The organism is Kitasatospora sp. NPDC089797 (assembly GCF_040684795.1).
Classification (GTDB): Bacteria; Actinomycetota; Actinomycetes; order Streptomycetales; family Streptomycetaceae; genus Kitasatospora.
The window spans coordinates 201,639-219,507 of record NZ_JBFBGS010000005.1 but is presented as its reverse complement, the minus strand read 5'-3'; the positions used below and the strand labels follow the sequence as shown (position 1 = coordinate 219,507).

Below are 17,869 nucleotides of genomic sequence, written 5' to 3'. Positions count from 1 at the left end.
CAGATGAGTACGACGGTGGAAACGGTCGACGAGCGCACGGACACCCGCCCCGGGGAGCTGCGCTTCCACTGGGGCTCGGCGCTCGACGACGGCCAGAAGAAGTCGGCCGAGCGCTACGACTTCCGGGTCCTGGACCTGGAGGGCGCGATCGACTTCGCCCGTGAGGCGGACAAGCTGGGCGTCGAGTCGCTGCTGATGGCCCAGAGCTACGACCTGCCCGACCCGCTCCCGCTGCTGGGCGCCCTGGTCCGGGAGACCGAGAACGTCAAGTTCATCCTGGCCTACCGGCCCGGACTGCTCTCGCCGACGCTGTTCGTCCAGATCGTCAACACCCTCTCCTGGATGTCCGGGGGGCGGATCGCCCTGAACCTGATCTCCGGCATCTCCCCCGTCGAGCAGGGCTACTACGGGGACTTCGTCGCCCACGACGGCCGGCACCAGCGCTCCCGCGAGTTCCTGCACGTCCTGCACGAGCTGTGGCGCGACGGGGAGCCGGTCACCTTCGAGGGCGAGCACTACCGCATCGAGCAGGGGCAGTTGGGCCTGCCCCACTACGGCGGCGGGCGGCCGAAGATCTATGTGAGCGGGGCCTCGCAGATCGCCCAGGACACCTCCCTCACCTACGGGGACTGCTGGTTCCGCTACGCCGACACCCCCGAGAAGATCGCCGAGGAGGTCGGGCCGCTGCTCGCCCGGGGCGGCCGGGTCGGCCTGCGGATGCAGGTGCTGGCCAGGCCCACCCGCGAGGAGGCGCTGGCCGACCTGGCCGAGGTCATGGGCGGCGCGGACGAGGCGCACCGCGCGTGGGTCGCGGAGTTCGTCGCGGCGGCCGACTCGCAGGCCGTGAAGAACTCGTTCCGGCTCGCCGAGGAGGCCGGCCACGGCTGGATGTCGCCGGTGCTGTGGTCCGGCGCGGTCGCCTACCGCGGTGGCCCCGCGCTGTGCATCGTCGGGGACTACGACGAGGTCGCGGACTACCTGCTGCGCTACAAGGCCGCCGGCGTCAGCGAGTTCATCTTCTCCGGCTGGCCGGCCCGGGACGAGATGCAGCACTTCTTCACCCGGGTGCTCCCCCTGGTGCGGGCCCGCGAGCGGGCCGCCGCGGCGGCGGGGACGCCGTGACGGGTGGCACGCACCCGCCGGAGCAGCGGGCGGAGGACCAGGCGGCGGACCAGGCGCAAGCCCGGGCGGAGGGGGCCCGGCAGGAGGAGACCCGGCCGGACGCCCGCTCGGCCCAGACCGGGCTCTTCGCCGCCGGGATCGTCCTCGGCCTGATGGCGGAGCAGGTGGTGCTGTTCGCGGTGCCGTTGCTGATCTACCAGGACAGCCGGAAGGTGTCGCTGCTGGGGCTGGCCTACGCCCTGGAATGGGTGCCCTACCTGATCGCCTACCCGCTCGGCGGGATCCTCGCCGACCGGGACGGCGGCCCGCGCCTGTTCCGGTACGCCAACACCGGGCGGGCCGTGGTGCTGGCCGCCACCGTGGCCCTGTGCCTGGCCGAGCCGGGCTGGACGATTCCGGTCCTGATGGTCAACGGGGCGCTGCTGACCACGCTGGTCGCCCCGATCCACATGGCGATCGAGAAGGTCGTGCCGCAGCTGAGCCGGGGCGAGGCCCTGGCCCGGATGCAGGGCATGGTGCAGAACATGGAGCTGCTGTCCCTCGCCCTGGGGCCGGGACTCGCCATGGTCGCGGTCGCACTGCTGGGCAAGGTGTGGCTGCTGGGCATGGCCGCGGCCATGTTCGCGGTGGCGGCGGCCTGTTGGCTCTCCGTACCGCGGACGGCGGCGGCACCGAGCACCGGTGACGCGCGCACCGCGCTGGCCGAACTCCGGCTGGGCTGGAGCCTGTTGCTCGGCAACCGGCCGGTCGTCCTGCTGGCGGCGGTCAACTTCACGATGAACCTGGCGCTGGCCGCCACCATGGGCGCGAACGCCGCTGTCGTCACCGGTGTCTTCCACCGGTCGCAGTCCGCGTTCGCGATGCTCAACGTCTTCGCGGGGCTGGCGGGGCTGCTCAACCTGGCGGTGACACCACTGCTGTTGAAGCGCTACCAGCCGAAGGTGGTCGGCACGGTCGGCTTCGCCCTCGCCTGCTGCTCGCTGCTGGTGCTGGGCCTGGCCCACTCCTACCCGGTCTACGCGATCGGGTTCGTGGCGGTCGAGGTGGGCGTCGCCTACTACAACACGTTCAACCGGACCCAGCGGGTCCAGGTGATCCCGAGCGAGCACCTCGGGAAGGTGATGGGCCCGTTCTTCCTGATCAACGTGCTCGCCTTCCCGATCGGCGGGCTGCTGATCTCCACCGTCGGCGCCTGGATCGGCCCGCAGCACCTGGTCGCCTGGCTGGCCGTGCTGCTCGCCGCGGTCGGGGCGGTCCTCGTCCCGCTGACCGCGCGCAGCCTCCAGCGCTCGATCGCGGGCCGGCGGCAGCAGTCGGCGGACCGGGCGACGGACCGGCCGACGGGGACTCCGGCCGACGCCGGCACCGACTCCCCCGCCCACCCTCGTGACCCCCTTGACACCCTTGACCGCCTGACGGAATCGGAGGCGAAGGCATGACGACCACCTGGACGCACACCGGGCCGGGCCGGCCGGCCGCCCCGGCGCGACCGGCCGAAGAGCCGCTCTCCGCCGCGGAGTTCCGCGAGGCGATGTCCCACCTGGCGGGCGCGCTGACCGTCGTCACGACCCAGGACGCGCGGGGGAACCGCTGGGGGTTCACCGCCACGTCCGCGCTGTCGGTCTCGCAGACCCCGCCGCTCCTGCTGGTCGGCGTGGGCAACACCTCCAGCTGCCTGGAGGCGATGCTCGGCTCCGAGGGCTTCACCGTCAACGTGCTGGGCGAGCACCAGCGCGCGGTCGCCGAGTCCTTCGCCCGCAAGGGGATCGACCGGTTCGAGGGCCATGACTTCGTGCCGTGGTCCGTCGACGGACCGCCCCTGCTGGCCGACGCCCACGCCGCCTACCGCTGCCGCACCGCCGGTAGCATCCCGGTCGGTGACCACCACCTGCTGATCGGCGAGGTGACCGGCTTCGCGGCCCGGTCGACCGCCGGCCCACTGCTGTGGCACCGCCGGGACTTCGTGGCCCTGAACAGGACGTTCACGGCCCTGAACGAGAAGGAAGCCGTCCATGCCTGAGCAGCGAGTCGTGATCACCGGTGCGTTCCCCGAGCAGGCCGAGGCGCGGCTGCGCGCCCGCGGACTCGATGTCGCCCGGCTGCCCGGCGACATCGAGGAGGACAAGCTGGTGACCGAGCTGGACGGCGCCTGGGCGCTGGTCCACGGCGGCATCTCCCTGCTGTCCCGGCGGGTGTGGGAGCAGGCGCCGTCGCTCGCGACGGTCTGCGTGATGGCGACCGGCTACCGCTCGTTCGTCGAACTGCCCTCCGAGCCCACCCCGACCCGCTTCACCTACACCCCGCACGCCAACGCCGTCGCGGTCGCCGAGTTCGCGCTCGCGCAGCTGCTCGACCTGGTCCGCGGCGTCTCCCGGGGCGCCGCCGCGGTGTCCCGGGGCGAGTGGGACGAGCAGCCGACCCGGTCGCTGACCGACGCCACCCTCGGCATCGTCGGCATGGGCCACATCGGGCGCGAGCTGGCCCGGATGGCCCACTCCGCGTTCGGCACCCGGATCCGGTACTGGAACCGGACGGACCGTCCGGAGTTCGCCGAACTCCCCTACCAGCGCTGCGAGTCGCTGATCGAGCTGTTCGAGGGCAGCGACCTGGTGTCCCTGCACGTCGACCTGGTACCCGGCCGGACCGCGGGGTCGGCCGGGACCGAAGGGCTGATCGGCGCCGACCACCTGCGGGCGCTCGACGGCGGGTTCCTGGTGAACACCGCCCGTGCCGGCCTGGTCGACCCGGTCGCGCTGCGCGCCGCGCTGACGGAGGGCCGGCTCGCCGGGGCCGCGATCGACGGCTACTACACCGAGCCGGCGCCGCACCCCCGGGAGGACCCCTTCGGGCTGCTGGAGTTCGTGCCGGACCGGCTCCTGGTCACCGGGCACAACGGGTTCCACACCCACCAGGCGCTGGACGCGATGGCCGACATGGCGGTCGCCAACCTGCTGGCCGTCGCGGACGGCACCGCGCCGCCGCACCCGGTGCCCGACGAGGCGGCCGGACGATGAGAACGCTGGAGCTGATCGAGGACCACGGCCTGCGGATCGCCCTGCTGGGCGCCGAGGAGGCGCTGGAGTCCGACCCCGCCCGGCTGCGCGCGTTCGCCGCGGAGGACGGTGTCGGCGTCGTGCGGGTGGTGGACCCGCCGGCCGCACTGCACGCCGACCTGGAACGTGCCGGGTTCGCCGTCACCCCGAGCTGGGTCACCTGGCTGGCGCCGGTGCGGACCGGGGACGAGACCTTCCTCGCCGCCATGACCTCCGGGGAGCGCAGCAACGTGCGCCGGGCGCTGCGGGAGACCGCCAAGCGGTCCCTGCGGATCACCGTGCACGCCCCGCTGACCGTCCCGGTGTTCGACGAGTTCCTGCGGCTGTACGAGGACCAGGTCGCGCGGATGCGCAACGGCAGCTCCTACGCGGCGAGTTGGCGCGAGGAGATCACCGCCGACCCGGACCTGTACTACGTGGTCGCGGCACGCGACCCGAACGGCGACCTGCTCGGTGCCTGCCTGTGCTGGGACCAGCCCGAGCTGTCGATCACCCGGATCGCCTTCACCGCGCAGGCGGCGGCCGAGCGCCAGGGCCGGGTGGTCCGGGCGCTCTACCTGACCGCGACCGCCGAGGCGCGCGGGCGCGGGCGGGAGTGGATCTCGCTGGGCAGCGATCCGACGCTGTACGGGCACATCACCGAGCCGGGCCTGTTCGGCTTCAAGGCGCGGCTGGGCTTCCGGCCGGTGCCCACCCGGTTCCTCCAGCCCGCCGGTCCCGACCAGGCCGACGCCGTGGTCGGTCTGCGCGGGCTGACCGACCCCACGCTGCTGCTGTCGTACGCCGGGTCGGGTCACCCCGACCCGGCGGCCGCGACGGCAGTGCCGGCCGCCGCAGCGGCGGACCTTCTTCCGGTGCCCGAACCGCCGCTGCGGCTGACCGTCCTGTCGACGACGCCGGAGGTCGACCTGTCCGCGCACCGCGCCGGGTTCCTCACCGGACTGGGCCTGCGGACGATCACCGGCTGAGCCCCCGCCGGAAGGCGGTGGAGCTCACCGTCCGCCCACGGGCCGGGGTGCCGCCGATCCGCCCGTGCGCGGACGGTCGACGGCACCCCGGCCCGCGCCGCGCGTGGCCGAGCGGCGACGGAGGCACCAAGCTGGTGTGGTCAGCGCGTGCGGGCTCCGCCCCGCGCCGGCCCCCCAGCGAGAGGCTCTCCCGATGGCTGCCACCAGCGCCACCCCCTCCGGCACCAGCCTGCGCGCCGTCCAGGTCTCCGATCCGCAGGCCGCCCCCGTCCTGGCCGAGGTCCCGCTCCGGGAGCCGGGGCCGGGCGCCGTCCGGATCACCGTCGAGGCGTGCGGCGTCTGCCACTCCGACCTGCTGATCGCGGCCGGACTGCTGCCCGGCACCACCTACCCGGTCACTCCCGGTCACGAGATCGCCGGCCGCATCGACGCCCTCGGCGACGGCGTCCAGGGCTGGGCGGTCGGCGACCGGGTCGCGGTCGGCTGGTACGGCGGCAGCTGCGGACGCTGCGACGCCTGCCGGACCGGCGACGGCGTGCTCTGCGCCGAACTCCAGGTGCCCGGGGCCGCCTACCCCGGCGGCTACGCCGAGTCCGTCGTCGTCCCGGCCGTCGCCCTGGCCGCCGTACCGGACGAGCTGACCTCCGCCGAGGCCGCTCCGCTCGCCTGCGCCGGGGTCACCGTCTACAACGCGCTGCGCCGTAGCGCCGCCCGCCCCGGCGACACGGTGGCGATCCTCGGCCTCGGCGGACTCGGCCACCTGGGCGTCCAGTTCGCCCGCGCGATGGGATTCCGCACCGTGGCGATCGCCCGCGGCCAGGAGAAGGGGCCGCTGGCGGAGCGGCTCGGCGCCCACCACTACCTCGACAGCACCGCCGGCGACGTCGCCCAGGCGCTCCAGGCGCTCGGCGGGGCGAAGGTGGTCCTGGCCACCATCACCAACGCGGAGGCCATGTCCGCCACCGTCGACGGCCTCGGCCGCCGCGGCGAGCTCGTGGTCGTCGGCGCCTCGCCGGACCGGCTCGCGGTCAGCCCGCTGCAACTGCTGAACGGCGACCGCAAGGTGTACGCCCACTCCTCCGGCGCCGCCGTCGACACCCAGGACACCCTGTGCTTCGCCGTCCGGTCCGGCGTGCGGGCGTGGATCGAGGAGGTCCCGCTGGCGGAGGCCGCCGCCGCGGTCACCAGGATGGCCGAGGGCCGGGCCCGGTTCCGGATGGTCCTCACCACCGGCCGCTGAGCGGCCGCCGCCCCCGGTCCGAACCCGCCGGGGCTGCCGGGGCCACCACGCTCGCAGCGCCCGTCGGCCCGGACGGTCAGGACGGTCAGGGCGGCCCGGACAGCCCGGACGGTCGAGATGTTCAGGACGACTCGCGGGCGACCAGCTCCACGGTCAGCAGCTCCCGGCGGAGCGGTGGCGCGTCCGGGTCGGCGACCACCCGGTCGACCAGCTCGGCCAACTCCTCGCCGGCGGGCAGCCGCATCCGGACCGAGCTCAGCCGCGGGCGGAGCAGCCGGCCGAGCAGCAGGTCGTCGGCGCCGACCACGGCCACCGGGTGGGGGGCGTCCGAACCGGCGTCCTGGAGGGCGCGCAGGGCGAGCATGGCGTACTCGTCGTTGTAGCCGAACAGGCCGTCGAGGGCGAGGTCCCGGCAGCGGGCGGCGAGTTCGGCGGCGGACTCCTCGGTGTAGTCCAGCGGCAGCGGCTCGACCACGGCGCCGGAGCCGGCCGCCTCGACGGCGGCCCGGATGCCGGCCAGTCGGGGGGCGCTGAACACGGCGAGCGCCGGGTCGGTCGGCAGCACGACGCCGATCCGGCGGCGGCCGCGCTCCAGCAGGTGGGCGGCGGCACAGGCGCCGACCTCCCGCTGGTCCATGATCAGCGCGTGCGCGCCGGGCACCGGCGACGTGCCGAGGGTGAGCACCGCCCGGACGCCGGAGCGGCGCAGGAGCCCGACGCCGTCGGGGGTGAGCCCCGGGTCGACGCAGAACACGGCGGTGGGGCGCAGTTCGGCCCAGGCCCGGACGGCCTCGTCCCCGCCGCCGGCCGTCGGGCCCAGCAGCACGGGCGTGTAGCCGTGGCGGTGCAGGGCGTCCTGGAGCTCCCGGTAGAACCCGCTGAACAGCGGGCCGATCGGTGCGGTGTTGCCGGCCAGCAGCACCAGGCCCGTCCGGCCGGCCCGCAGCGAGCGGGCGGCGGCGTGCGGGACGTAGCCGAGCCGGTCGGCGGCGGCCCGGACCTTGAGCCGGGTCTGCTCGCTGACCCGGCCGCCGGCGGTGTTGTTGAGCACGAAGGAGACCGTGGCCCGGGAGACGCCGGCCAGGCGGGCGACGTCGGCGCTGGTGGGCGGCGGGGCGGCGGTGTCGGTGCGGTCACTGTCCATAACGGTTCGGATCTTTTCACGACTGGCTCTGGCCGGGTGGCGGATCGCCCTGCTAGACACATGGTTACACGAGTAACCGTTACACGTGTAACGTGAGTGTCGAAACCGGTCGAAAGGCTTCCCACCATGAAGTTGCACACCGAGGAATGGGGCACCGGCGAGCGCGTCGCGCTGCTGGTGCACGGCATCATGTCCGACCACCGCACCTGGCGGCGGGTCGGCCCGGCCCTGGCCGAACGCGGCTACCGCGTGATCGCCGTCGACCAGCGCGGCCACGGACGGAGCCCGCGCGGCACCGGCGCGACCCCCCGGGAGCGCTACGCCCTGGAGGCCTACGCCGAGGACCTGGTCGAGACCCTGCCCGCCGGGGCCGACCTGGCCGTCGGGCACTCGCTCGGCGGGATCTCGCTGCTGCGCGCGGTCGAGCGGCTGGCACCGGCCCGCGCCGTCTACGTCGACCCGGCCTGGCGGTTCGGAGCGGCCGCGGGGGTGGACCCGGCGCTGTTCGTGCAGTTCCGGGACGCCACCCGGGAGCAGATCACCACCCTCAACCCCCGCTGGGCGGGCGCCGACGTCGACGTCGAACTCGCCACCCTCGCCGCCTGGGACCCGGACTCGGCCCTGGCCATGCCCGGCCAGGAGTCCGACCTGCCGACGGCGGCCGCCGTGCCCTCCCTGGTGGTGCTCGCCGACCGGAGCTTCCTGGTCGGTGCCGAGGACGCCGAACTGCTGCGCGCCCGCGGCTTCCAGGTGCGCACCGTGCCGGGCGCCGGACACACCGTGCACCGGGACGACCACGACGGATTCATGACCGCGCTGGACGGGTGGGTCTGAACCGTGGCGGACCACCCGGAACACCAGGAGACCACGGCGACCACGGCGCCCCACGAGGAGACCTCGATGCCCGACAGCACGACACCCGCAAACCCTGACAGCACGACGCCCGCGAGCCCCACCGCCGACGCCCGCCGGGAGAGCGCCGTCGAGGCCGCCCTCGCCCGGCTGGACCTGCCCGCCAAGGTCGCCCTGCTCGCCGGCGCCGACATGTGGTCGCTGCCCGCCGACGAGCGGATCGGCCTCGGCCGGCTGGTGTGGTCCGACGGCCCGGCCGGCGTGCGCGGCGAGCAGTGGACCCCGGACGACCCGTCCGTCGCCCTGCCCTCGCCGACCGCCCTGGCCGCCACCTGGGACGTCGACCTGGTCCGCCGGGCCGGCCGGCTGCTGGCCCAGGAGGCCCGCCGCAAGGGCGCCCACGTGGTCCTGGCACCGACCGTCAACCTGCACCGCAGCCCGCTCGGCGGCCGGCACTTCGAGTGCCTCTCCGAGGACCCGCTGCTCACCGGCGAGATCGGTGCCGCCCTGGTCTCCGGCGTCCAGGACGGCGGGGTCGCCACCACGCCCAAGCACTTCGTCGCCAACGACTCGGAGACCGACCGCTACACCGTCGACGTCCGGGTGGACGAGCGCACGCTGCGCGAGCTGTACCTCGCACCGTTCGAGACGATCGTCCGCAAGGCCCACCCCTGGGGGCTGATGGCCGCCTACAACGCCGTCAACGGCCCGACCATGAGCGAGCACGCCGAGATCAACAACGCGGTGCTGCGCGAGGAGTGGGGCTTCGACGGCGTCCTGGTCTCGGACTGGACCGGCGCCCGGGACACCGTACGGGCGGCCCTCGGCGGCCTCGACGTCGCGATGCCCGGCCCGGCCACCGTCTACGGCGAGCACCTGGTGCGGGCCGTCCGCGAGGGTCTCGTCCCCGAGGCCGTGGTGGACGAACTGGCCCGCCGGGTCCTGCGGTTGGCGGCCCGGGTCGGCCTGCTGGCGGGCGCGCCCGCCGCCGTCCCGGCGGACCGGCTGCCCGCACCGGTCGACGGCGAGGCGCTGGTGCGCGAGTTGGCGGCGCGCTCCTTCGTCCTGCTGCGCAACGAGGGCGGGGTGCTGCCGCTCGACCCGGCGCCCGCCTCGGTGGCGCTGATCGGCGCGGCCGCGACCGAACCGCGGATCGGCGGGGGCGGCAGCGCCCAGGTCTTCCCGACCCGGCTGGTCAGCCCGCTGGCGGGCCTGCGCGCCGCACTCGGCGCGGGCACCTCCCTGGTGCACGCGGTCGGCGCCGACCCGCGCACCTTCCTCCCCCCGGCCGCCTTCCCGTGCACCGCCGAACTGCTCGGTGCCCGGGGCCCCTTGGGCACCGCCGCGCTCACCGGCGGCGACCTCCGGTGGCTCGGCGCCCTGCCCGGCGACGTCCCCTTCGCCGAGCTCACCGCCGTCCGGCTGACCGGCACCCTGACCACCGGGGCCGCCGGGCGGCACCGCCTGGCCGTCCGCGGCGTCGGCCGGTTCCGGCTGGAGGCGGACGGCGAGGTGCTGTTCGACGGGACGCTGCTGCCGGAGGGCGAGGACCCGGCCGCCGCCTTCCTCAACCCCCCGGAGCACCGGGTCGAGTGGGAGCTCGCCGCCGACCGCGAGGTCGAGGTCGCGCTGACCTACACGGTGCCGCAGACGGGCGGCTTCGCCGGATTCGGCCTGGTCTCCTTCACCCTCGGCCACGCCGCACCGAGCGTCTCCGCCGAGGAGTTGATCGAGCAGGCCGTCGCGGCGGCCCGGGCGGCCGAGGTCGCGGTGGTCGTGGTCGGCACCACCGAGGAGGTGGAGAGCGAGGGCGTGGACCGGACCGACCTGCGCCTGCCCGGCCGCCAGGACGAACTGGTCGCCCGGGTCGCGGCCGCCAACCCGCGGACCGTGGTGGTGGTCAACGCGGGCGCCCCGGTGCTGATGCCGTGGCGCGACTCGGTCGCGGCGGTGCTGCTCGGCTGGTTCCCCGGCCAGCAGGCCGGCGAGGCCCTGGCCGACGTCCTCCTCGGCACGGTCGAACCGGCCGGCCGGCTGCCCACCACCTGGCCCGCCGAGGAAGCCGACGTCCCGGTCCGGGAGGTCACCCCGACCGACGGCCGGCTCGACTACACCGAGGGCCTGTTCATCGGCTACCGGGCCTGGCAGCGCCGCGCCGGTGCCGCCCCCGCCTACTGGTTCGGCGCCGGCGGCGGCTACACCCGCTGGTCCTACGAGGGCCTGGAGGCCCGCCTCACCGAGGGCTCCGCCGACACCCTGGCCGAGGTCGCCGTCCGGGTCCGCAACACCGGCGACCGGCCCGGCCGCGAGGTGGTCCAGGTCTACCTGGCCACCGACGGCTCCGACCCCAGCCGCCCGGACCGTCAACTCGCCGGCTTCGCCGTGGTCGAGGCCGCCCCGGGCGCCGTCGCCACCGCCCGGATCACCGTCCCGCGCCGCGCCGTCCAGACCTGGGACACCGCGGCCCGCACCTGGCGCACCACCCCGGGCGTGCACACCGTCGAAGCCGGCCCCAACGCCGGTGACCGCCCGCTCGGCCTGGCCCTGGTCGTCCCGCAGCACTGACCGGGCCGCTCCCGGCCACTCCTCGGCCGACCGCCGACCGCCAACCGCTGAGCCGCCCGAGTGCCGGGCGGCTCAGCGGTCGTTCCACCAGCCGCGGCCGGTGTTCCACTGCCCGATCCAGTCGAGGAAACCGAACGGGCGGGCGCCGTCCGTGTAGACGTCCCCGTCCGGCCCCGCGTAGGGGAAGGCGATGCCGTCGGCCAACTGCCAGACCGTGCCGCGCTGCGGTCCGGCGGTGACGAGGGCCCAGTAGCAGCCGGGCTCCTCGGCACCGAGGATGACGGAGCCGTCCCGGTAGAGCGAGGTCATCCGGGCGACGTGCTCCTCCGGATCGAAGTCGTACTCCCACTGCCACTCCTCGGTCAGCGGGAAGGGCGCGGCCGGATCCCGGGGCGCCGAGCCGTCGAACGGCTCCGGGGAGAGCCAGTTCACCGAGTCCCAGTCGGACCAGCTGTCGGGCAGCCGGCCCAGGGGCAGCAGGACCTCCTCACCGGTACCGCTCGGCGATCCGGCGCAGAAGCCGTTCGCGACCCGCGTCACGAAAGTCCGGTAGGGCTCGGGCAGGGTCACCCCGTGCCGGGCCTCCCAGGCTTCGAGTTCGCCCTCGTCCAGCGGCGGGAGGCCGCGCGCACCGCCACCGGGCACACCACCGATCACGCCGCTGACCACATCGTCCGTCATGTGGCCAGGCATACCAGCCGGGTCCGACAACCGCCGGGCCCCGGCACGTTGGTAGCACCCGCTACACCTCGCTACGCTCGCGCTCATGAACCAGCTCACCGTCCGACCGGCGACCGTCGCGCACACCCCCGGGCCGACGTTCGGGAACGCCTGCGGACCGCGCCCGCACGGCATCCGCACCCGCACCCGCACCGCGGTGGAGCAGGCGTGATCCTCCGGATCGACCGGGCCTGGCTGCTCGACATCGCCCACCGGTTCCTGCCCACCGACCCGGACGTCATCGACTACGGCACCCTCGCCGCCGCCGTGGCCCGGCACGGCGACGAGGTGATGGACGTCCCGGTCTACGAGGCCGTGCACCAGCGCGCGGCAGCCCTGATGCACCAACTCATCCGCGTCCCGGCGCTGGAGTCGGGCAACGAGCACTTCGCCTCCGTGGTCGCCGCCGCCTACCTCAGCGCCTCCGGCGTCACCGTCACCGCCGGGCCCGGCGAGGCCGTGGACCTGGCCGCCCGGATCCGCACCGGCAGCGTCGGCGTCCGGGAGGCCGCGGCCGTGATCCGCACCTGGTACCGCTGACCGGCCGCCGCGCGGCTCAGTGGGTGGCCCGGACCGCGACGCCGACGAGCCGGAGGATGGCGTGGCCCCACGGGGTGGCGGCGATCAGGACGCCGAAGGTGACGCAGAGGAAGGCGGTCAGCTTCTCGTCGACCCGGCTCCGGGATTCGGTCCGGCGCATCAGGCGGAGGACGATGACGATCCCGAGCACCGCGCTCGCACTGATGCCGAACCGCATACGCACCCACTCTCGGTGACGATTCGAAGACGTTCTGTGAGCATGGCAGAGGGCGGGACCCGCCGTGGCGGGTTACCGGAAATCGCCCCACCCGCAGCCGAGGGCCACCCGCCCGCCGCCCGGAGTCGCCCGCCCGCCACCGGTGTTCGGCCGCCGGGCGCCGGGATCCGGACAATCCGGGCGCTGCGGCCGGGGAGTCCGCGGGATCGTCGGCGGGCGGGCGGCGGCGGCTCCTAGGCTCTCCCGGACACCGTGGCGCGAGGGGGAATGCCGTGGCCCGCAGGCCTGTCCGACGTCGCCGGTCGACCGTCAGCCGCCGGGCGCGCCGGGCCCGGGACAACGCCCTGCTGGTGGGGGTCACGGCGGTGGCCGCACTGGCGGTGGTCTCCGCGCTGGTGCACTGGCTGGCGCAGCACCTGCTGCCGGCCGCCGCCCTGCTGGTGCTGGCCGCGGGGGCGGGCGCCGCGGTGCTGGTCGTCCGCGCACGGGCGCGGCAGCGGGAGTTGGACGTCCGGACCGCCCAGCTGCGGCACATCGGGCCGTTCCTGACGATGAGCCCCAAGGCGTTCGAGCACGCGCTGGCCGACCTGTGCCGACGGGACGGCTGCACGAAGGTGACGGTGGTCGGCGGCGCCGGCGACCTCGCCGCGGACGTACTGGCCACCACCCCCGCCGGCCAGCGGATCCTGATCCAGGCCAAGCGCTACGGCCCCCGGACCTTCGTCGGCTCCCAGGACGTGCAGAAGGTCAACGGCACCTACCGCGACGTGCACCGCTGCCAGTTGGCCGCCGTGGTGACGACCAGCACGTTCACCAAGGCCGCGGCCGCCTTCTGCGCCCAGGTCGGCATCCGCGCCGTGGACCGCCGGGCACTCGCCCTCTGGGCGGAGGGCACCGGCCGCCCGCCCTGGGCCTGACCCGCCGGGGGTCACGGCGCGGCCGCGTCGATCAGCAGCCGGGCCAGCTCGCCCGGCCGGGAGAACATCGGCCAGTGGCCGGTGTCGAGTTCGGCGGACCGCCAGTGCCCGGCGGCCAGCAGCGCGGCCGCCTGCTCGTCCGGTTCCCCGGCCGCCAGGCAGGTGATGTACGTCGCGGGCAGATCGGCGAGCGGGCCGGTCAGGGTGGCGGGCTCGGTGAGGGTGGCACCGGGATGCGGGGTCGCACCGGCGACGATCCGCGCGGTCTGCTCCTCGGTGAGGCCGTGGCCCGCGAAGTGCTCGGGCCGCGCACAGGGCCAGGAGCCGCCGTTCGCCTCGATCGCGGCCGTCAACTCCGCTCCCCCGTCGGGCCAGCCGGCGGCGAAGGACTCACCGTCGACGGGGAGGGCGGCGTCCAGGAAGACCACCCGGGCCGGCCGGGGGCCGATCAGCTGGGCGGCCTGGCCGACCGGGACACCGGCGTAACTGTGGCCCACCAGGACGACCCGGTCCGGGGCGTGCCGTTCGACCTCGGTCACGACGTCCTGGACGTGGGTCCGCAGCCCGGCCGGGCGGCCGCGCTTCTCGGCCAGCCCGGACAGCGTCAGCGGGTGGGCGGCGTGACCGGCCGCCCGGAGGTGCGGGACCACGTCGTCCCAGGCCCAGGCCCCGAGGCGGGCCCCGGCGACCAGTACGAAGTTCGCCATGACCGCACCGTAGCGGAGCCGGCCGCCGGGTGTCCCACGGATATCCGGCCGCCCTCCCCGCGGCTGCTCCGCCGCGGGCGGACCAGGTCAGCCGCCCGGTTCCCGGTGCCGCCACCGCACCGGGTCGTCGACGGCCCCGGCCCGCTGCGCGGCCGGCCGCGCCGGGGGCCGGTAGCCCGTGCAGGCGAGCACCAGCATCTCGTCGGCCCCCGGCTGGAACTCGTAGGCCACCTGCTCGACCCGGCTCCCGATCCCGGCGCCCGCGAGCTCCTCCCGCAGCCGCTCCAGCCCCGGGTACCGCTCGCCGGTGTCGTACACCACCAGGGGGAAGACCCGGACCTCCCGCCGTGCCACCCGGGCGAGTTCGAGCAGCGCGTCGCGCTGGAACTCCCCGCCCAGCCGGTTGGCGTAGGAGAAGACCAGGTGCGAACTGAGCACCAGGTCGAAGGAGCCGTCCGCGAAGGGGAGTTCGGGCAGCGCCGCGGCGACGTAGCGCTCCGGGCGGGCGGCGATGTCGGCCCGGAACAGTCGGGCGCCGGCGCTCCACCGCCGCACCAGGTCGTCGGCGCCGTTGTACCAGGAGCGCGCGAAGTCCGCCGTCTCCCGCGCCAGCCGGTCCCGCTTGAAGCCGGTCTCCCGTTCGACCAGCAGGCCCAACTCCTCCCGGTGCACGGCGTACTCGCGGTCCGCCGCGACCGCGTCGATGCCGCGCCGCCCGGCCTCCGCGACGAAGCTCGCCGCGCCGGCCGGGCAGTCCAGGATCCGTCGGCCGGGGCCGAGGTCCCCGTCGGTGAGCGCGAACATCGCCCGGTACTCCGCGAAGGAGCGGGCACTGACCAGCACGGTTCATCCCCTCCCGAGGTACGGCATGGTGGCCGGCAGCACCACCAGGGACTGGATGGTGGTGTCCGGTGGCTGCGCCGCCATCAGCAGCAGGGCGTCGGTGAACCGCTCCACCGGGATGGTGGCCTCCACCGCCATGGTGCCGTCCGCCTGCATCGCGGCCGGCTGCGGCGCGCCGTCCGACGGGGCGACGTTGCCCACGTCGATCTGCCCGCAGGTGATGCCGTACGGGCGGCCGTCCAGCGCGAGCACCTTGGTGAGACCGAGGACGGCGTGCTTGGCGGCCGTGTAGGCGAGGGAGTTGGGGCGGGGCACGTGCGCGGAGGGCGCGCCGTTGTTGATGATCCGGCCGCCCTGCGGGGTCTGGTCGCTCATCAGCCGGAAGGCCTCCCGGGCGCACAGGAAGCTGCCGGTCACGATGGTGTCCAGGACCCGGTTCCAGTCGTGGAACGGCGTCTCGGCGATCGGCCGGCGCGGGGCGGCGGCGCCCGCGTTGTTGAACAGCAGGTCGAGCCGGCCGTAGCGGTCGCGGACGGCGTCGAACAGCCGGGCGACCTCCTCGGGGCTGCGGATGTCGGTCGGCACCGCCAGCACCCGGTCCGGCCCGACGTCCGCGAGCGCGGCGGTCTCCTCCAGCGCCTCCTTGCGGCGCCCGGCGAGCACCACCGTCCAGTCCGCGGCGAGCAGGGCCAGCACGGAGGCCCGGCCGAGGCCGCTGCCACCACCGGTGACCAGGGCGATCCTCCGGTCCGGCCGGGTCACCGCGCCCATTCCTCCCCCTCGTTGAGCCAGATCCGCAGCATCCGCCGGGAGTACCGGCCGGGTTCGTCCAGGAACGCGGAACGCCCGTGCAGCACCCGGCTGTTGCGGATGATCAGCAGGTCCCCGGCGGCCATCGGCAGGCCGAAGGCGATCTCCGGGCGGTACAGCACCTCGTCCAGCACGCCGAGCGCCTCCCACTGACGGTCCGTCAGTTCCGGTCCGCCGCGGTCCGGCGAGGAGCGGACGGTGCGGGTCTGGTAGTAGCAGCCGGTCGTGCCGTCCGGGCGCGGGTACAGGATCGGGGTGACGACCAGCTGCGGGCCCGCCCGGCCGGTCCGGTCGAAGGTCCAGTCCTCGCAGAGGGTGGCCAGGGCGTCCGGCCGCTCCCGCCCGATCAGTTCGTGGACGTGCCGGGCGCTCGCCAGTTTGGTCAGCCCGCCGCCGTCGTAGGCGGGCTGGATGCAGAACAGGACCAGCAGGTCGCAGGTGTCGCAGTGGAAGCCGAGCTCGGTGTTGCCGTCGCCGTTCTGGTCCCGGAGCACCGAGGTGAGGTCGCCGCGCCCGTTCTGCGGCACGATCCGGCCGTAGTCGCGCAGCAGGAAGGAGAGCGCCTCGGTGATCTCCCGCTCCGGCCGCTCCGGGTCGATCAGGTTGGCGAGGTGGGTGATCCCGACCGAGTCGGCGGCCTCCCGGACGAAGGTCCGCAGCCGCTCGCGCACCGGGTCGCCGGCGCCCCAGCGGCCGGCCCGGGCATCGGCCCAGAGCAGCTGCCGCTCCCCGTCGCTCAGCGGCAGCGACCAGAGCTGCCGCCGGGCCTCCAACTCCAGGCTGCTCCAGCCGATCTCGGTGACGGCGTACTCGTTCACCGCGCCACCTCCGGGCCGGTCCCGGCCGCCACGGCCTTGGACCAGAGCGCGAGCGCCTCGTCGACCTGGCCGGCCGTGACGACCAGCGCCGGGATCATCCGGACCACGTTGAGGTGGATCCCGCAGAGCAGGAGCAGCAGCCCGAGCTCGGCCGCGGCCTGCTGGACCCGCCGGGCGGTCTCCGGGTCCGGCGCGCCGTCGGGCCGGCAGAACTCGCTGGCCGCCATCAGGCCGAGGCCCCGGACGTCGCCGATGCCCGGCGCCCCGGCGGCGACCGTCCGCAGGCCGTCGAGCAGCCGGGCGCCCTGGAGGGCCGCGTTCTCGACCAGCCGCTCCTCGCGCAGCACGTCCAGGGTGGCCAGCGCGGCGGCGCAGGCCACCGGGTTCCCCCCGTAGGTGCCGCCCTGCGAGCCGGGCCAGGCCCGCCGCATCAGGTCGGTCGGCGCGGCGATGGCGGACAGCGGGAAGCCGCTGGCCAGGCCCTTGGCAGTGATCAGGACGTCGGGCCGGAGGCTCCCGCCGTCCGGGCGGGCGGGCTCGTGCTGGTGGGCCCAGAACCGGCCGGTGCGCCCGAAGCCGGTCTGCACCTCGTCCACCACCAGCAGGAAGCCGTGCCGGTCGGCGCGCTCGCGCAGCCCGGCCAGGAACCCCGGCGGGGCGGGGACGTAGCCGCCCTCGCCGAGCACCGGTTCGACGAACACGGCGGCGGTCTCGGCGGGTGCGGAGGCGGTGGCCAGCACCTCGTCCAGCCCGCGCAGGGCGTACGCCACCGCCTCCTCCTCGGACAGGCCGAGCGAGCGCCGCAGCCGGAACGCGGCGGGGAACGGCGCCACCGCGACCCCGGGCATCAGCGGACCGGTGCCCGCCCGGAAGCGGGTCCCGGCGGTGGTGAGCGAGGCCGCTCCCATGGTGCGGCCGTGGAAGGAGCCCTCGAAGACGATCACGTTCTGCCGCCCGGTGGCCTGCCGGGCCAACCGCAGCGCCGCCTCGACCGCCTCGGTGCCGGCGGTGGCGAAGAACAGCGAGTCCAGGCCGGGCGGCAGCACCTCGCCCAAGCGCTCGGTGAGGGTGAGCAGTTGGTCGTGCAGGACGGTGGTGTACTGGCCGTGCAGCAGCCGGCCGGCCTGTTCGCGGACGGCCGCGACCACCCTCGGGTGGCAGTGGCCGGTGCTGGTCACCCCCACGCCGGAGGTGAAGTCGAGGTAGCGGCGGCCGTCGGCGTCGTAGAGGTGGAGGCCTTCGCCGCGCACGGCGACGACCGGGGTGGCCTGCTTCAGCACTGGGGAGAGCTGGGACAACGGAGTCTTCCTTCTCTCGGGGCCTGTCGGGGTTCGTTCGGGGCTTGCTCGGACT

General features: G+C 75.1%; 19 protein-coding genes. 11 read left to right on the top strand and 8 right to left on the bottom strand.

The annotated features are described in order from the left end of the window. Positions 1 to 3 precede the first annotated feature (3 nt). From AB0O91_RS06605 to AB0O91_RS06580, 6 genes are all read left to right on the top strand, one after another. Complete coding sequence (locus AB0O91_RS06605) at positions 4 to 1,122, top strand: LLM class flavin-dependent oxidoreductase (protein ID WP_363428559.1); 1,119 nt, start codon at positions 4 to 6, stop codon at positions 1,120 to 1,122. Further along, positions 1,119 to 2,561 carry an MFS transporter gene (locus tag AB0O91_RS06600; protein WP_363428557.1) on the top strand — a complete coding sequence of 481 codons (1,443 nt, stop codon included), beginning with the start codon at positions 1,119 to 1,121 and terminating at the stop codon, positions 2,559 to 2,561. Before AB0O91_RS06605 ends, AB0O91_RS06600 begins: the two co-directional genes overlap by 4 nt. Then, positions 2,558 to 3,142 carry a flavin reductase family protein gene (locus tag AB0O91_RS06595; protein WP_363428555.1) on the top strand — a complete coding sequence of 195 codons (585 nt, stop codon included), beginning with the start codon at positions 2,558 to 2,560 and terminating at the stop codon, positions 3,140 to 3,142. Before AB0O91_RS06600 ends, AB0O91_RS06595 begins: the two co-directional genes overlap by 4 nt. Further along, on the top strand, positions 3,135 to 4,136 hold the full coding sequence (locus tag AB0O91_RS06590; RefSeq protein WP_363428553.1) for an NAD(P)-dependent oxidoreductase: 1,002 nt from the start codon (positions 3,135 to 3,137) through the stop codon (positions 4,134 to 4,136). The genes AB0O91_RS06595 and AB0O91_RS06590 overlap by 8 nt, the downstream gene beginning before the upstream one ends. After that, positions 4,133 to 5,143: a hypothetical protein gene (locus tag AB0O91_RS06585; RefSeq protein ID WP_363428551.1), complete on the top strand. Its 1,011-nt coding sequence runs from the start codon at positions 4,133 to 4,135 to the stop codon at positions 5,141 to 5,143. The genes AB0O91_RS06590 and AB0O91_RS06585 overlap by 4 nt, the downstream gene beginning before the upstream one ends. Before the next feature lie 193 nt (positions 5,144 to 5,336). After that, entirely contained in the window at positions 5,337 to 6,383 is a 1,047-nt protein-coding gene (locus AB0O91_RS06580) for an alcohol dehydrogenase catalytic domain-containing protein (RefSeq protein ID WP_363428549.1), read from the top strand. Between the two features lie 121 nt (positions 6,384 to 6,504). Here the strand turns inward: AB0O91_RS06580 and AB0O91_RS06575 are convergent, their stop codons facing one another. Next, complete coding sequence (locus tag AB0O91_RS06575; protein WP_363428547.1) at positions 6,505 to 7,527, bottom strand: LacI family DNA-binding transcriptional regulator; 1,023 nt, start codon at positions 7,525 to 7,527, stop codon at positions 6,505 to 6,507. Between the two features lie 126 nt (positions 7,528 to 7,653). Here AB0O91_RS06575 and AB0O91_RS06570 point away from each other — a divergent pair, with 126 nt between their 5' ends. Then, complete coding sequence (locus AB0O91_RS06570; RefSeq protein ID WP_363428545.1) at positions 7,654 to 8,361, top strand: alpha/beta fold hydrolase; 708 nt, start codon at positions 7,654 to 7,656, stop codon at positions 8,359 to 8,361. Between the two features lie 66 nt (positions 8,362 to 8,427). After that, positions 8,428 to 10,944, top strand: coding sequence for a glycoside hydrolase family 3 C-terminal domain-containing protein (locus tag AB0O91_RS06565; protein WP_363428543.1), 2,517 nt, complete (start codon positions 8,428 to 8,430; stop codon positions 10,942 to 10,944). A 72-nt stretch (positions 10,945 to 11,016) separates the two neighbouring features. Here AB0O91_RS06565 and AB0O91_RS06560 read toward each other — a convergent pair whose 3' ends face one another. Beyond that, the gene (locus AB0O91_RS06560) at positions 11,017 to 11,625 is read right to left on the bottom strand and encodes an SMI1/KNR4 family protein (protein ID WP_363428541.1); all 609 of its coding nucleotides are present in this window, start codon (positions 11,623 to 11,625) and stop codon (positions 11,017 to 11,019) included. A gap of 85 nt (positions 11,626 to 11,710) precedes the next feature. Here AB0O91_RS06560 and AB0O91_RS06555 point away from each other — a divergent pair, with 85 nt between their 5' ends. Both AB0O91_RS06555 and AB0O91_RS06550 read left to right on the top strand, forming a co-directional pair. Next, complete coding sequence (locus AB0O91_RS06555; protein ID WP_363428539.1) at positions 11,711 to 11,836, top strand: hypothetical protein; 126 nt, start codon at positions 11,711 to 11,713, stop codon at positions 11,834 to 11,836. Beyond that, a complete protein-coding gene (locus AB0O91_RS06550; protein WP_363428537.1) occupies positions 11,833 to 12,204 on the top strand; it encodes a fic family toxin-antitoxin system, toxin component in 372 nt (123 codons plus the stop codon). Before AB0O91_RS06555 ends, AB0O91_RS06550 begins: the two co-directional genes overlap by 4 nt. A gap of 16 nt (positions 12,205 to 12,220) precedes the next feature. Here AB0O91_RS06550 and AB0O91_RS06545 read toward each other — a convergent pair whose 3' ends face one another. After that, positions 12,221 to 12,421 carry a hypothetical protein gene (locus AB0O91_RS06545; protein WP_363428535.1) on the bottom strand — a complete coding sequence of 67 codons (201 nt, stop codon included), beginning with the start codon at positions 12,419 to 12,421 and terminating at the stop codon, positions 12,221 to 12,223. Between the two features lie 272 nt (positions 12,422 to 12,693). Between AB0O91_RS06545 and AB0O91_RS06540 the strand changes: the two genes are divergently transcribed. Beyond that, positions 12,694 to 13,338: a restriction endonuclease gene (locus tag AB0O91_RS06540; RefSeq protein WP_363428533.1), complete on the top strand. Its 645-nt coding sequence runs from the start codon at positions 12,694 to 12,696 to the stop codon at positions 13,336 to 13,338. An 11-nt stretch (positions 13,339 to 13,349) separates the two neighbouring features. Here the strand turns inward: AB0O91_RS06540 and AB0O91_RS06535 are convergent, their stop codons facing one another. The 5 genes from AB0O91_RS06535 to AB0O91_RS06515 form a co-directional block, all read right to left on the bottom strand. Then, entirely contained in the window at positions 13,350 to 14,045 is a 696-nt protein-coding gene (locus tag AB0O91_RS06535) for an alpha/beta fold hydrolase (protein ID WP_363428531.1), read from the bottom strand. 87 nt (positions 14,046 to 14,132) lie between these two features. Continuing rightward, a complete protein-coding gene (locus AB0O91_RS06530; protein ID WP_363428529.1) occupies positions 14,133 to 14,888 on the bottom strand; it encodes a methyltransferase domain-containing protein in 756 nt (251 codons plus the stop codon). Between the two features lie 3 nt (positions 14,889 to 14,891). Continuing rightward, positions 14,892 to 15,659 (bottom strand): SDR family oxidoreductase, encoded by a 768-nt coding sequence (locus AB0O91_RS06525; protein WP_363428527.1) that lies wholly within the window; start codon positions 15,657 to 15,659, stop codon positions 14,892 to 14,894. Further along, positions 15,647 to 16,516 carry a TauD/TfdA family dioxygenase gene (locus AB0O91_RS06520; protein WP_363428525.1) on the bottom strand — a complete coding sequence of 290 codons (870 nt, stop codon included), beginning with the start codon at positions 16,514 to 16,516 and terminating at the stop codon, positions 15,647 to 15,649. The genes AB0O91_RS06525 and AB0O91_RS06520 overlap by 13 nt, the downstream gene beginning before the upstream one ends. Then, the gene (locus tag AB0O91_RS06515; RefSeq protein WP_363428523.1) at positions 16,513 to 17,814 is read right to left on the bottom strand and encodes an aminotransferase class III-fold pyridoxal phosphate-dependent enzyme; all 1,302 of its coding nucleotides are present in this window, start codon (positions 17,812 to 17,814) and stop codon (positions 16,513 to 16,515) included. Before AB0O91_RS06515 ends, AB0O91_RS06520 begins: the two co-directional genes overlap by 4 nt. Positions 17,815 to 17,869: the final 55 nt, after the last annotated feature.

Bases quoted from the DNA above. Each gene is read 5' to 3' on its own strand.
- AB0O91_RS06605 (WP_363428559.1), top strand. From the start codon at position 4: ATGAGTACGACGGTGGAAACGGTCGACGAGCGCACGGACACCCGCCCC.
- AB0O91_RS06595 (WP_363428555.1), top strand. From the start codon at position 2,558: ATGACGACCACCTGGACGCACACCGGGCCGGGCCGGCCGGCCGCCCCG.
- AB0O91_RS06590 (WP_363428553.1), top strand. From the start codon at position 3,135: ATGCCTGAGCAGCGAGTCGTGATCACCGGTGCGTTCCCCGAGCAGGCC.
- AB0O91_RS06585 (WP_363428551.1), top strand. From the start codon at position 4,133: ATGAGAACGCTGGAGCTGATCGAGGACCACGGCCTGCGGATCGCCCTG.
- AB0O91_RS06580 (WP_363428549.1), top strand. From the start codon at position 5,337: ATGGCTGCCACCAGCGCCACCCCCTCCGGCACCAGCCTGCGCGCCGTC.
- AB0O91_RS06575 (WP_363428547.1), bottom strand. From the start codon at position 7,527: ATGGACAGTGACCGCACCGACACCGCCGCCCCGCCGCCCACCAGCGCC.
- AB0O91_RS06570 (WP_363428545.1), top strand. From the start codon at position 7,654: ATGAAGTTGCACACCGAGGAATGGGGCACCGGCGAGCGCGTCGCGCTG.
- AB0O91_RS06565 (WP_363428543.1), top strand. From the start codon at position 8,428: ATGCCCGACAGCACGACACCCGCAAACCCTGACAGCACGACGCCCGCG.
- AB0O91_RS06560 (WP_363428541.1), bottom strand. From the start codon at position 11,625: ATGACGGACGATGTGGTCAGCGGCGTGATCGGTGGTGTGCCCGGTGGC.
- AB0O91_RS06555 (WP_363428539.1), top strand. From the start codon at position 11,711: ATGAACCAGCTCACCGTCCGACCGGCGACCGTCGCGCACACCCCCGGG.
- AB0O91_RS06545 (WP_363428535.1), bottom strand. From the start codon at position 12,421: ATGCGGTTCGGCATCAGTGCGAGCGCGGTGCTCGGGATCGTCATCGTC.
- AB0O91_RS06535 (WP_363428531.1), bottom strand. From the start codon at position 14,045: ATGGCGAACTTCGTACTGGTCGCCGGGGCCCGCCTCGGGGCCTGGGCC.
- AB0O91_RS06525 (WP_363428527.1), bottom strand. From the start codon at position 15,659: ATGGGCGCGGTGACCCGGCCGGACCGGAGGATCGCCCTGGTCACCGGT.